At 38.3% G+C, this 13,176-nt stretch carries 15 protein-coding genes; 7 read left to right on the top strand and 8 right to left on the bottom strand.

Going from position 1 to position 13,176, the window contains the following annotated elements:
- Positions 1-20 precede the first annotated feature (20 nt).
- Positions 21-872 (top strand): SPFH domain-containing protein, encoded by an 852-nt coding sequence (locus D0T08_RS15590; protein WP_116983594.1) that lies wholly within the window; start codon positions 21-23, stop codon positions 870-872.
- Positions 872-1,036: an Arc family DNA-binding protein gene (locus D0T08_RS15585; protein ID WP_116983593.1), complete on the top strand. Its 165-nt coding sequence runs from the start codon at positions 872-874 to the stop codon at positions 1,034-1,036. Before D0T08_RS15590 ends, D0T08_RS15585 begins: the two co-directional genes overlap by 1 nt.
- A 32-nt stretch (positions 1,037-1,068) precedes the next feature.
- Here D0T08_RS15585 and D0T08_RS15580 read toward each other — a convergent pair whose 3' ends face one another.
- Positions 1,069-1,671, bottom strand: coding sequence for a Uma2 family endonuclease (locus D0T08_RS15580; protein WP_116983592.1), 603 nt, complete (start codon positions 1,669-1,671; stop codon positions 1,069-1,071).
- A gap of 140 nt (positions 1,672-1,811) precedes the next feature.
- Between D0T08_RS15580 and asnS the strand changes: the two genes are divergently transcribed.
- Complete coding sequence (gene asnS, locus D0T08_RS15575; RefSeq protein ID WP_116983591.1) at positions 1,812-3,245, top strand: asparagine--tRNA ligase; 1,434 nt, start codon at positions 1,812-1,814, stop codon at positions 3,243-3,245.
- 13 nt (positions 3,246-3,258) lie between these two features.
- On the top strand, positions 3,259-4,344 hold the full coding sequence (locus D0T08_RS15570) for a complex I subunit 1 family protein (RefSeq protein WP_199538169.1): 1,086 nt from the start codon (positions 3,259-3,261) through the stop codon (positions 4,342-4,344).
- On the opposite strand, the gene D0T08_RS15565 is transcribed toward D0T08_RS15570, so the two are convergent.
- Genes D0T08_RS15565 through D0T08_RS15545 form a run of 5 tightly spaced genes read right to left on the bottom strand, consistent with a single transcriptional unit; the run spans position 4,341 to position 9,231 of the window.
- Positions 4,341-5,126, bottom strand: coding sequence for a LytTR family DNA-binding domain-containing protein (locus D0T08_RS15565; RefSeq protein WP_116983590.1), 786 nt, complete (start codon positions 5,124-5,126; stop codon positions 4,341-4,343). The genes D0T08_RS15570 and D0T08_RS15565 overlap by 4 nt on opposite strands.
- A gap of 4 nt (positions 5,127-5,130) precedes the next feature.
- Entirely contained in the window at positions 5,131-6,156 is a 1,026-nt protein-coding gene (locus D0T08_RS15560; RefSeq protein ID WP_229238967.1) for a sensor histidine kinase, read from the bottom strand.
- A complete protein-coding gene (locus D0T08_RS15555) occupies positions 6,156-6,830 on the bottom strand; it encodes an ABC transporter ATP-binding protein (RefSeq protein WP_116983589.1) in 675 nt (224 codons plus the stop codon). Before D0T08_RS15555 ends, D0T08_RS15560 begins: the two co-directional genes overlap by 1 nt.
- A gap of 22 nt (positions 6,831-6,852) precedes the next feature.
- Positions 6,853-8,103 carry an ABC transporter permease gene (locus D0T08_RS15550; protein ID WP_116983588.1) on the bottom strand — a complete coding sequence of 417 codons (1,251 nt, stop codon included), beginning with the start codon at positions 8,101-8,103 and terminating at the stop codon, positions 6,853-6,855.
- Positions 8,104-8,130: 27 nt separating this feature from the next.
- The gene (locus D0T08_RS15545) at positions 8,131-9,231 is read right to left on the bottom strand and encodes an efflux RND transporter periplasmic adaptor subunit (protein WP_116983587.1); all 1,101 of its coding nucleotides are present in this window, start codon (positions 9,229-9,231) and stop codon (positions 8,131-8,133) included.
- 111 nt (positions 9,232-9,342) lie between these two features.
- On the opposite strand from D0T08_RS15545, the gene D0T08_RS28080 reads away from it, so the two are divergent.
- The 3 genes from D0T08_RS28080 (at position 9,343) to D0T08_RS15535 (ending at position 10,675) form a co-directional block, all read left to right on the top strand.
- Positions 9,343-9,474, top strand: coding sequence for a hypothetical protein (locus D0T08_RS28080; RefSeq protein ID WP_255413520.1), 132 nt, complete (start codon positions 9,343-9,345; stop codon positions 9,472-9,474).
- 28 nt (positions 9,475-9,502) lie between these two features.
- Positions 9,503-9,982, top strand: a complete 480-nt coding sequence (locus tag D0T08_RS15540; protein ID WP_116983586.1) for a lipocalin family protein — start codon at positions 9,503-9,505, stop codon at positions 9,980-9,982.
- A gap of 204 nt (positions 9,983-10,186) precedes the next feature.
- Positions 10,187-10,675, top strand: a complete 489-nt coding sequence (locus D0T08_RS15535; RefSeq protein WP_116983585.1) for a lipocalin family protein — start codon at positions 10,187-10,189, stop codon at positions 10,673-10,675.
- 51 nt (positions 10,676-10,726) lie between these two features.
- Here D0T08_RS15535 and D0T08_RS15530 read toward each other — a convergent pair whose 3' ends face one another.
- Positions 10,727-11,188, bottom strand: coding sequence for a regulatory protein RecX (locus tag D0T08_RS15530; protein ID WP_116983584.1), 462 nt, complete (start codon positions 11,186-11,188; stop codon positions 10,727-10,729).
- A 4-nt stretch (positions 11,189-11,192) separates the two neighbouring features.
- Positions 11,193-13,016 carry an ABC transporter ATP-binding protein gene (locus D0T08_RS15525; RefSeq protein ID WP_116983583.1) on the bottom strand — a complete coding sequence of 608 codons (1,824 nt, stop codon included), beginning with the start codon at positions 13,014-13,016 and terminating at the stop codon, positions 11,193-11,195.
- Positions 13,017-13,176: the final 160 nt, after the last annotated feature.

Raw genomic sequence — 13,176 nt, 5'->3', positions numbered from 1 at the left:
ATCAAAAATTTCTAAACCAGATGAAAGAAAAAGAATTAGATTCACAATCAGGCTATCTCCTATTAATAGCCGGGCTCCTTTTAATATTTGTACCGCCGATAGCCTTAATGCAGATTATTCCGATTTTAGCGGTTATTCTGATGATATCTGGTTTTATCCTCATCATCGGGCTTACGGTCATTAACCCAAATCAAGCGGCTGTTGCTACTTTCTTTGGTAATTATGAAGGCTCTATGAAACAAACCGGATTGCGTTGGGTAAACCCTTTGTTTAAGCGTAAGAAAATCAGCTTGCGTGCAAGAAACCTGAACGGACAAAAACTGAAAGTAAACGACAAATTAGGTAACCCTATCGAAATTGCTGCCGTGGTAGTTTGGCGTGTAAGCGATACTGCAAAAGCTATTTTTGAGGTAGATGATTACCAGAAATTTGTGGATATTCAGTCGGAAGCTGCCGTGCGTCACCTGGCGAGTTCTTATGCTTACGATAATATTGAAGATGAACACGCTACTATTACTTTGAGAGACGGTTCAGGTAAAATCAATGAAATGTTAGAAAAAGAGCTGAATGAGCGCATTGCACAGGCAGGTGTAGAGGTAGTAGAAGCGCGTATCAGCCACTTGTCTTATGCGCCAGAGATTGCACACGCCATGTTGCAACGTCAGCAAGCTACGGCTGTGGTAGCTGCCCGTAAGCAAATTGTAGAGGGGGCAGTAGGTATGGTAGAAATGGCATTGGCTCGTCTATCAGAAAAAGAAATTGTTCAGTTGGATGAAGAGCGAAAAGCTGCTATGGTAAGCAATTTATTGGTAGTTTTGTGTGGTGAAAAATCAGTAAGCCCAGTGGTAAATGCCGGAACCCTATATAACTAATGGCCAGTGAAAAGAAAGCATTTGTATTAAGAATCAGCCCGGAAGTGTTGAAAGAGCTCGAAAAGTGGTCAGCAGAAGAGTTCCGAAGCCTGAACGGGCAGATAGAATACATACTAAGTGATGCGCTGAAGAAAAGGAAGAAGGGCAAGAAAAGTGAAGAGTAATAGACAGGAGGCGCGCGCTGTGCCTCCTGTGATTATATTTTTATGCCTTCTTCAGCTAAGTACCTGCCAATATTCATTGTTATGCCGTCAAAGAGTTCAATATTCTTGTTCCAGTTTTTAATCAACCAGTCTTCTTTAGGTAAAGCTACGATTACTTGTTGAGTTAATGTAATTACCCAAAATACTTTTTCTACACCAAACTCAAAAAGTTTTTCGGTTTTACGAGTCATATACTCCATAAAACTGCTTTCACTTAAGTCTGCATTAGTATCTATTTCAATTACATATTTGGGCGGTACATCAGGGTATTTATTATTAATTTTATCCCCTGTCAGCACTTGCTTATCATAAATCACAATATCTCCTGATAAAATATTTTTACTATCTAACTGCAAACTCAGCTTATTGGTAAGAATACGATACTTCTTTCTATCATAAAAAGGATAAATATTAGACAATACAAAAAATACTATTTCAGATTGTAAAGTACTACACCCTTTTATTGCTTCAACTCCTAGATTATTCCTAACAGCCTCTTTATAGCCTCTATAATAAATGGGTTTCCCATCTATTATTTCATAAATGAATTGAGAAGGATTTTTTCTTCTGAATGACTTTTTAACAGTAATAGACATTCGATTTACTGAAAATTAAACTAAACCAATCTACAACAATCTTGGCATTTCCTCAAAATTCCCTTGTTTTATTTCTAACAAAGGCACGTTTAAAAGCTAATTTTCGCTATTTTTGCGGCTCATTATTAGTTTTTATTTTTATGCAAATCAAGGAAATTCTTACACAGACACCTGCAGAACAAGAGGTAACAGTAAAAGGCTGGGTACGTACTAAACGAGGCCAGGCAGCCGTAACATTCATTGCGATTAACGACGGCTCAACTATTCATAATATTCAAGCGGTAGTTGAGGGTGATAATAATCAAATCAATGAAGATACTTTACGTTCAATTACCACTGGCGCATGTGTGGCTGTAACAGGAAAATTGATTGCTTCACAAGGGTCAGGACAAGCGGTTGAGGTGAAAGCTGAGAAAATAGAAGTATATGGCTCGGCTGATGAGACTTTCCCGATGCAACCGAAACGCCACTCCATGGAGTTTTTGCGTGAAAAAGCACACTTACGTTTCCGTACAAATACTTTTGGTGCTATTTTTCGCATCCGTCATAATTTAGCTTTTGCTATCAATAAATATTTCAACGATAAAGGGTTCTTTTATCTGCATACGCCTATCATCACGGCATCTGATGCCGAGGGCGCAGGTGAAATGTTTCATGTAACGACTTTTGACATCAAGAATCCTCCAAAAACAGAAGACGGACAAATTGATTATAAAGAAGATTTCTTCGGTCGTGAAACAAGCCTTACCGTATCAGGACAATTAGAGGGAGAATTGGGAGCTCTGGCTTTATCGAAGATTTATACTTTCGGGCCAACTTTCCGTGCCGAAAACTCTAATACGACCCGTCACTTAGCCGAGTTCTGGATGATTGAACCGGAAGTAGCTTTCTATGAATTGGAAGACAACATGGCTCTGGCAGAAGATTTCGTGCAATATGTTATCAAATATGCCCTAGAAAACTGTGCAGATGATTTGGCTTTCTTAGAGAAACGTTTGTTAGACGAAGAGAAAAACAAACCACAAAACGAACGCAGTGAAATGGCTTTATTGGAGAAATTACGTTTTGTAGTTGATAACCAATTTGAGAGACTGACTTATACAGAAGCGATTGAGATTTTATTAAAATCAAAACCCCATAAAGAGAAGAAATTCCAGTATCCTGTTGAATGGGGAATTGATTTACAGTCTGAGCATGAGCGTTATCTAGTAGAAAAACACTTCAAAAAACCTGTGATTCTGACTAATTACCCTCGTGAGATTAAGGCGTTCTATATGAAACAGGATGCTGATGGCAAGACTGTAAGAGCAATGGACGTATTGTTCCCGGGAATTGGTGAAATCATCGGTGGTTCACAACGTGAAGATGATTACGAAAAATTATTGACCCGTGTGAAAGAAGTGGGTATTGACCCGGAAAACATCTGGTGGTATCTGGAAACCCGTAAATTTGGTTCTGCACCACACTCAGGTTTTGGTTTAGGTTTCGAGCGTCTGGTATTGTTCGTAACGGGTATGACCAATATCCGTGACGTAATTCCTTTCCCAAGAACGCCTAAGAGTGCTGAATTTTAATTAATCGAAATACATGATACTTACGCTCGCTATATTTCTTGCTATTGCTTTTGCCAACGTAGTGGTCGGGGTTTATCTCGAGCGTAAGGTTTCTGCTTTTATACAAGACCGTCTTGGGCCTATGGAAGTAGGCCATTGGGGGCTTTTGCAGTTAATTGCCGACTTGTTGAAGTTGATTCAGAAAGAAGACATCACCCCTGCCAATGCTGACCGTAACCTGTTTAAGTTTGCTCCTATCATGCTGTTTATGGTAGTGTTTGCTGGCTTTGCGGTTTTTCCGCTATCCTCAGGGTTATCAGGTTCGGGCACTCAAACTGGTGTTTTTCTTCTGTTGGCTGTTGTATCATTAGATATTCTAGCGATTCTGATGGCCGGATGGGCATCTAATAATAAATATTCTTTGTTAGGAGCTATGCGTTCAGTGGCACAGATTATATCTTATGAAGTACCGCTGGGTCTATCTATCCTTTGCGTGATTCTGATTACACAAACCTTAGATTTACAGGAAATCAGCTTTCAACAGGGAATCTTCTGGGACGAGAAAAATTACTTGTTTGGCATTAAAGCATTAGGTGTAGAAGTAGGTGAAGTTGGTGGCTTTCTGACATGGAATATTTTCAGAAATCCTTTTCTGTTAATTGTCTTTGTTATTTATTTTATTGCTGCCCTTGCCGAGAGTAACCGTGCACCTTTTGACTTGCCCGAAGCTGAATCTGAGCTGATTGCGGGTTTTCATACTGAATATTCCGGTTTCAGATGGGCGGTGATGATGCTTTCTGAATACGCTATGATGCTTCTGGTATCTATCTTAGGCGTGATTTTATTCCTTGGAAGTTGGAATACTCCTTTGCCAAATATCTGGGTTATAAGATTAGCCGACTGGACAAGTGGGACAGTTGGCGAATGGTCGGGCAATCTTTGGGGAGCCTTCTGGTTATTATCAAAATCTTATCTGCTCATTTTTATTCAGATGTGGCTTCGTTGGACACTTCCTCGCTTGCGTGTCGACCAGTTGATGCACTTGTCCTGGAAAATTCTTACTCCTTTCTGCCTGATACTTTTGTTGATTTCGGGGGTATGGCGATTGTTGATGGTTTAACCCAATTCAAACCAGCCCCGAAACTGGTGCGCTTTTTCTTTGCTGATAATTATCTCTTCTTTACTTGGCACAAGCAGTTTTAATTCTATTTTTCCAGTAAAATGTGTGCGGTAGCTTTCAATCGCTGTTTTATTTACTATAAACTGACGGTTAGCTCTAAAGAATTGCTCTGGATTCAGTAATTCTTCTACTTCATCTAGTGAATTATAGTCAGTTATCAGTTTATGTGTGTCTCCGTCTGAAAATGTTTGCAGCCATATTACCTCGTCTCTATAAAAACAAGCTACTTTGCTATCAGGCACTGCTACAATACTACGGTGATGATGGGCTGTAAAGCGGGTCTTATATTTAGGTGTCGCTGCCCGATTCTTTAAATCAGATAGTAAATTATCCAGTTGCTCCTGATATACATCTGATTTAGCTACCTGACTATTTCGCTTAAATTTATCAAAGGCACATTTCAACTCAGATTTATCAATAGGTTTCAGCAGATAATCTATGCTGTTGAGTTTAAATGCACGAATGGCATACTCATCGTAAGCAGTAGTAAAAATGATAGGGCAAGTCACATCGGCATCCTGAAATATATCAAAGCTTACCCCATCAGATAATTGAATATCAGACAATACCAAATCAGGTCTCGGATGAATTTTAAGCCAGGTCAAAGTTTCTTTTACACTCCCGATAGTGGCAACAATGGTAGCGGCTGGTTCTAATTCCTGCACCAGATTTTCAAGGTTTTTGGCAACCAGCGGTTCGTCTTCTATAATGAGTATTTTCATGCACTTAAATCAAAGGTATTTTTACTGAGAAAACGTCTTCATCTGTATTGATCACTATTCCTCTATTACTCAAAAAGTTATACAAAGTTCTCAAATTTATTAATCCTTGCCCGTTTGAGGTTTCCACCTGTTTTTTTCTTTGAATATTATTCTCAATGATTAGCGTATTTCCCTCACTTTTAATATGAATTGTCAGAGGATTATTTTCATTGATAATATTATGCTTGATGGCATTTTCTATTAATATCTGCAAGGTAACAGGCGTAATCTGTAAGTCTAAGGTATCGTCAGCAATAACATAAGCAACCTGCAAAGATTCTCCGAAACGGGTTTTCAATAAGCTTACATAATGCTTAATAAATGTCAATTCTGTTTCAAGACTTACCAAGCCCTTTTCTTTATTCTTCAACACATAGCGGAAGACCTTAGACAATTGCTGCAAAAAATCTCTCGCCAACGGAGGGTTCTCCTGAATCAGTGAATCTAAAGAAGTAAGGCTATTAAATAAAAAGTGGGGATTCAACTGATTTTTGAGGTTATCAAACTGCACCTGCGATTTCTCTTTTTCAAGATTAGATGCCCTTAAAGCACTTTCACGCCATTTTTGTAAAGAGTAATAGGTAAAATGTGCCACGTTGAGCAATATGACAAATAATGCCTGAGTCATATAGCCTGCAATTTTGGCCAATTGAGTAAACTCATATTTTACCAGATAATTTACCTTTGCAATCTTAAAAAAGTGAGTGGTAGCATATAAGATTCCCTGACTGATAATCGAGACAAAAATAAACATAATGACAATCTGCAAAATTAGCCTTCGTACAATGCCGCTATCATAAGGCATCGTTTTATCGAAATGCGCATAAAGCCTACGAAAGAAAAGAATAGAGCTTGTGATTACAACTGTAGAAATACAGGCTAATATAAGGTTGGTTCTATGATCAAGCTCAAAAAAATACCATCTGATAAAAGTAGAAATACTTACCATTATCAATACGACAACAACCAATATTTTATTTCTTTTTTCCATTAACTCTTAATTATCTGTCCGTCAGACATCTCAATAATTCTATCACTGCCTTTGGCAAAATCCGGGTCGTGCGTTACTGTAATAATGGTCTGGTGATTTTCGTGGGCTATCTGTTTAAAGATATTAAAGACTACTTCTGAATTTTTCTTGTCCAGATTTCCTGTTGGTTCATCTCCCATAATGATGGTCGGGTCATTAATTAATGCGCGGGCTATGGCTACCCTCTGTTGTTGTCCACCTGAGAGTTTAGAAGATTGCTTCAAGGCATGACTATCCATATCAACCAGTTTCAGTTTCTGAATGGCTCTTTCTTCTACCTCTTTGGCTGAATATCTGCCTAATTTCAAAGCTGGGAGCATCACATTTTGCAATACAGTAAACTCAGGTAGTAAGAAGTGAAACTGGAAAACAAAACCTAAATGCTCGTTTCGGAAAGCGGCTAATTGGTCTTGCGATTTACCTGTCAGCTTCTCTCCGTTCATTTCTAAAGTACCCTCGTAATCGGTGTCCATAGTAGAGAGTATATACAGGAGGGTAGATTTCCCACAGCCCGATTTACCTACCAAAGACAGGAATTCTCCTTTTTTGACTTCAAAAGATATATTTTTCAGAACCTGGAATTTTTCCGGTTCGTAGAAATACTTGTTTATATGACTTGCTGATAAAACTTTCATTATAGTCTGAATATTTTTGTTTCTATCCCCTCAAAATCGCCACAGGATCTATCTTAGAGGCTTTTCGGGCTGGCATATATCCGGCTAAAATAGTGGTAACTACACCAAATGCCAGACCCATGATATAATATTTGATATTGAAAATGACCGGAAAGGTCTTCACATCTAAAAAATCACCAGCATCGAATGGGGTAATTGATAGCAGATAACTCAGCGAAAAGCCAATGAAAAGACCCAGAAAAGCCCCTAAAACACCGATGATGATAGATTGAATCAGAAAGACCGCTACAATATCTTTACCGCCAAAGCCAGTAGCTTTCAGAATAGCAATATCTTTCATTTTATTGATTACGTTCATATTCATGATATTGTAGATACCAAATCCGGCCACAACCAATAAGGTAATCGACACAATAATTACCATCGCATTCCGTATCTTATCACCTGTCATAAAAGCTGAGTTCGCTTCTGCCCAGTCCTGTGTTTCATACCCATACTGATTGGCCAGTACTTTGGCATAATCAATGGCAGCCTGCGAATCCTTCATTTTAATATGAATATCTGTCACATAGCTTTTATCTTTTTGCAGAATCTCCTGCACCATAGACATATTCGCGTAGCATCGTACTCCATCCACTGTCTGGATTCCAAAGCCGTAAATGCCAACTACTTTTACCAGTTTCAAGCTTCCGGTAGGAGTGGTTATGGTCAGTTTGTCTCCCACGTTCACATTCAGGTTCCGGGCCAGAATCTTACCCATCAGAATACCATTTGGGTTAGACAGGAGCGCTTCCATATTCCCCGACTTCACCCGCCGCTTGATACTATAGAGCTTGTCTTCTTTCAGAATATCCACCCCGGCAATCTGTCCGGCTACCGGAATCGGTCCTTTGTTAAAAAATACCTGTGAGCCTATTTGTGGAGAAACCCCTAAAACAGCGGGGTCTTTTTCAATATTTGCTACTATTTGTAAGCCATTCTTGATATTCGCCAACTCGTTTTTAGGTAATTGGTGATGAATCACATTAAAGGCTTTCGGGTTGGCTTCTTCTATCAGGCTTGGGTGATTACTCGTAATTTCTTTATAAATTCTTACATGTGGCGTAGCATCCAAGGCAGAATCTTCCAGAAATTTATTTACCCCTTTGATAAAAGAAATCATGACGATAAACATGGCTATACCAAAAGTTACCCCAAGCATGGCAATAAGAGTCTGCTTTTTTTTGGTAAGCAAATGCGTTTTCGCTATTTGAAGAGATATTCGTATGTTCATTTCTTTGCTATTAAATATCCGCAATGCTTAATTTCCACGCACAATCACTGATTTATCTGTCAAGCCGCCTTTTATCTCAACCAAATCAAGGTTTTCTACACCCTTCGCGATTTTGATTTTCTTCTTATCTCCGTTTTCCTCAATCCATACCGAATCGTTTCCTACGAGATAGTTTTTAGGGATGGTCAATACATTCTGGTTCTGTGAAATAATGATATTGCCTTCAACTGTCATACCATAGTAGGCATTTGGTTTTTCTTCTGCAAACTCGGCATCTACTCTAAAAGTCTGGTCGGCTTTATTCAATTTTGGGTATAGCTTACTTACTTTGGCTTTAAATACCTTGTCTTTATATACATCAATTTTTACCAACACTTCCTGACCGATTTTGACTTTTACAAAATCACTTTCATCAATAGCTAATTGGGCATAAATCTCGCTGGCATCGCCGATCAGGGCTATTTGCTCACCTCTTCTTACCAGTTCGCCTTGTTTTTTATAGATTTCATAAATCTTGCCTGCTTCAAAAGTTTTGATTCTGAAATTATCTCCTTCACGGGCATTCACACGATAAGTGGATTGAGAATTCTGTAAATCGACATATAACTGGCTTCTGGTTCTCTGATACGCTTTCTGGCGGGCAATTACATCATTCTTTGAAGTCTGAAAGGCTAATTCGGCACGCTCATACTCTATTTTAGTAGTAGCATTGCGGTCGTACAGTTCTTTATAGCGACTGAAATTGACAGAATCGTTGGCCAGTTTAGTACGGGCATTGCGTAATTGTGTACTGAGTTCGGCCAATACCGGAGAGTTTTCACCATAGTTAGCCTCTGCCTGACGAAGAATATTGCTTGATGCTTCGAGGCGGGCATCCTGAGATATACTTTCTAACTGAAAAATCAATTGATTTTTGGTAACCAGATCTCCTTCAAAAGTAGTCTGGCGTACCAGAAAGCCATCAGCATTGGCTGTGAGCTTATACTCATTTTCAGGAAATATATTTCCTGAAGCATAAACGGCTTCGGTCAAAGGTTTATATTGAGGAGAAGTAGCCTGATCTTTGTCCTTATCACAGGAAATCAGAAACGTGGTTACACTAGAAAAAAAAATAATGGTCTTCTTCATGTTTCGATGTCAATGAGACGATTTACGTGTCTTATATTATTTGAAGAACGAGCTTTACTTTTCGTTCTACCATACAAATAGAGACGTAATTTAGAAAACCATCAAGAATTTATGAATGAAGCGGAAGAAAATTATAGCGAGACGCTCAACAAGGCTGACGACCGTTTGATAAATAATTATATGCCTTTTATCAAAAACATTCTTGTAGAACGGAAGCGTAATCGTATATTCGCGACAGTTTAATATTTTTTTAATCCAAAGACAATTTTTCATGAAAGTTTCTTCTGTAATCCGCAAATTTACCGTTTTGCTCGCCTTGTCAACATTAGCATTAACAGTGATGAACTGTTCTAAAAAAGATGGAGACGATGCTACACCTGAGGCTCAGATAGTAGGCAGCTGGAAAATCACCAACCTTTTCGTTAAAGAAGGGAATGACCCTGAAGAAGATCAGTTCCCATTTCTGGTAGCTCTTGTACCTTGCTTTAAAGACATTGTTATTACTTTTAATTCAAATGGTACTGTTACGGGTTCAATACCTGCCGCTTGCCAGGACGATGTAGATGGCGTTGTAGGCGATATTCAGCAATCTAAATATGAAGTAAAAGGTGATCAGCTTATTTTTACTGAAACCGATGGCACAAAGTCGACAATCAATGTTAGCTTTAGCGGTAAAACGATGTCATGGAATGAATCAGAAACCAGCGGTGGTGTAACTACTACTAGCAGAATTGTTTTCACAAAACAATAAGAACGACTTAAAAAAAGACACAATAAGAAAGCCAACTCATGAGGTTGGCTTTCTTATTTGTGCTTAAAAACCAAAGATTCATTTGATATCCAATGCTTGCTTTTTCTTTTCAATCAGGGTCTTTTTAAAAAACTTTCTTGTGTTACCCTTACACTGTTGTAAATTCGTAACAATTTTAAAATTTTTCATCCAAAGATAATTTTCATGAAAGCTCCTTCTTTAATCCGCAAATTTGCCGTATTGTTTTTATTATTATCAATGGCATTAACAGTGATGAATTGTTCAAAAAAAGAAGAAGAGCCGGCTCCGGATCCTTCTTTAAGTACAAAAATTAAAGCAACCTGGAAAGCGAAAAATGTATACGATAAACAAGGGTCTGCTGCTGAAGTTGACCAACTTCCTACTTTATTGATATTGTACCCATGTGTAAAAGATGCCAGTTTTACCTTTCAGGATAATGGAGTTTTAGTTGGCAATTTCACCAATGATTGTAAAGCAGCTGTAGCTCTGATTCTCGGAGGAAGTGACAATTTTAAATATGAAATAAAAGATAATAAACTTCTGGTAACCTCTAGTAGTAATCCTGCAGTTTCTTTCGATTTGTCTTTTAGTGGCAGCGATATGATTCTAGGTACTTCGTCCACTTCGGGTGGAGTAACCTCTACAAGAAGAATTGTTTTTGCGAAACAATAAAAACGATTAAAAAGATATAATAACAAAGCCAACCTCTATGGGTTGGCTTTGTTATTTCTCCGGTTTATTAATAATATCCCATACCAGATCTCCTTCAAAACCTTTACTTATGGCATAACGGGCTAATTTCTGTTTTAAAACTAAAGGTTGTTTCTCAGAGCGCAATTCTCTTTTTTTCTTTTCAATCAAAGTCCGTAGGGTTTCTATATAATCTTCATCATCTATTTCTGCCAACCCCTCTCTGATTGAATGTTCGGATAATTTTCGGGCTTTTAATTCATACAAAATCTTTGTTCGGCCCCAATGTTTTACCCGAAATTTGCTTCCGGCAAATATTTTCGCAAAACGCCCTTCGTTCAAATAGTTCTCTTCTATCAGATACACAATTATCTCATCGGCTTCGTCTCCGTCTACGCCCAGTTTCTGCAATTTTTCTCGCACCTCTGCCTGTGTACGTTCCTGATAGGCACAAAAATTGGCCGCTTTTACCAGCGCATCTTTCCGAATAATCATAGTATTACAAAGTCTGCATCAAGCTTAGTTTCTTATAAAATCCATCCTGAATCTTCAATAAACCTTCATGCGTACCTCTCTCGATGATTTCTCCTTTATGAATCACCAGAATCTCATCAGCACTCTGAATAGTACTTAAACGATGGGCAATCACTAAAGTTGTACGGTTTTTCATCAGATTCGTTAAAGCATCCTGCACCAGTTTTTCAGATTCCGTATCCAAAGCCGAAGTAGCTTCGTCTAATATCAAGATTGGCGGATTCTGCAAAATGGCTCTGGCAATTGATAAACGCTGACGCTGTCCACCCGAAAGTTTAGTTCCTCTATCACCAATAACGGTATGATAACCTTCTGCCTGTTGCATGATAAAATCGTGTGCATTGGCGATTTTTGCGGCTTGAATTACTTCTGCTTCTGAGACATTTTTACCAAAGGCAATATTATTAAAAATATTATCATTAAATAAAACAGCTTCTTGGGTAACAATCCCCATTAAATCTCGTAGTGATTGTTGGGATACCTTTTTTAAACCAATACCATCTATGAGGATTTCACCAGTGGTTGGGTCATAGAATCTCGGAACGAGGTCGGCAATGGTAGATTTTCCACCACCGGATGAACCCACCAGTGCGATGGTTTTTCCTTTTAGTAGTGAAAAGTTAATATCCTTTAGAACCTGAATATTTTCGTCGTAAGAGAAATTCACATCTTTGAATATTACTTCATTTTTAAATTCTTTAAGTGCTATGGCATCAGGTACATCTTTAATTAATGATTCACTATCTATCAAACCTAATACCCTCTCACCAGAGGCCAACCCTCTTTGGGCAGAACTAAAGGCATTAGAGATATCTTTGGCCGGGCGCATCACCTGTGAGAAAATGGCTATATAAGCAATAAATTCCGATGCCTCAAGACTTGAATTATTAGAAAGAATTAATGAACCGCCATAGAGCAGAATGCCTACCACGACGAATACGCCCATAATTTCAGAAAAAGGTGAAGCCATTTCTCTTCGGGCAGCCAGGCTAAAAATGGCTCGACGGTATCCTTGATTTTCTTCTCTGAACTTTTCAGTCACAAATTTTTCCGCAACGAAGCCTTTTACTACCCGCATACCTCCAAAAACTTCATCCATCAGACTAATCAGATTACTCAACCGTTGCTGTCCTTCTCCCGCATTGTGCCTCATTTTCTTTACCAATGTCGAAATAAAAATGCCTGAGACTGGGATTACCAACAGCGCAAAAAGAGTAAGATTCCATGAAATAGCGAATAAAGAATAGATATAAGCTAAGAATAAAAATACTTCTTTAGTAGCTGCGGAGAAAGTATTGGCGATTGAGTTTTCAACCTCCTGCACGTCTGTGACAATACGCGAAATCAGATTTCCCTTACGCTCATTGCTGAAAAAACCTAAATGCAGATGAATGGCTTTATTGAAAACCTCCTCACGTAAGTTAGCTACCATATTAGACTTAAATTTCTCTAAAAGCCGGACGCTAAAATATTTAAATATATTCGATAGTATTATGGTAGTGGCTACTGTAGCACACACAAACTGTAAAGCGCCTTGCTTTCCATACTCTTTCAGGAATGTAGCGAAATGGAAATTAAACTCTTTGATAGGGTCGAAACCAGAAGTCGGCTGCAACATTTCAGCTAGTTGCCTGGCATCAACCTGATCAAAAAGAACTCTAAGTAAAGGTATTAATAAAGTAAAATTCAGTACGCCAAAAATACTTGCTAACAAAGACGTAATCAGAAATGGAACTACGAAATTTCCTAAAGGTCTGGCATACGAAAGTAATCTGAGGTAATTCTTCATTGAGGCTCACATGAACTCTTTTTCTGAGTTTCTAAATACTACAATATTAAAAGCTGCAAAGTTCGGAAAGAACTTAAGATAATACTACGATTAACTACTAAAAAGCATTGAATAGAAATTTAGTATATTTTTTATTTGGTCACGCAACCCTCGTGTTTAA

This window comes from Emticicia sp. C21 (assembly GCF_003418935.1).
Taxonomy (GTDB): domain Bacteria; phylum Bacteroidota; class Bacteroidia; order Cytophagales; family Spirosomataceae; genus Emticicia.
The sequence above is the reverse complement of the archived record's forward strand: the minus strand, read 5'-3'. Positions and strand labels throughout refer to the sequence as shown.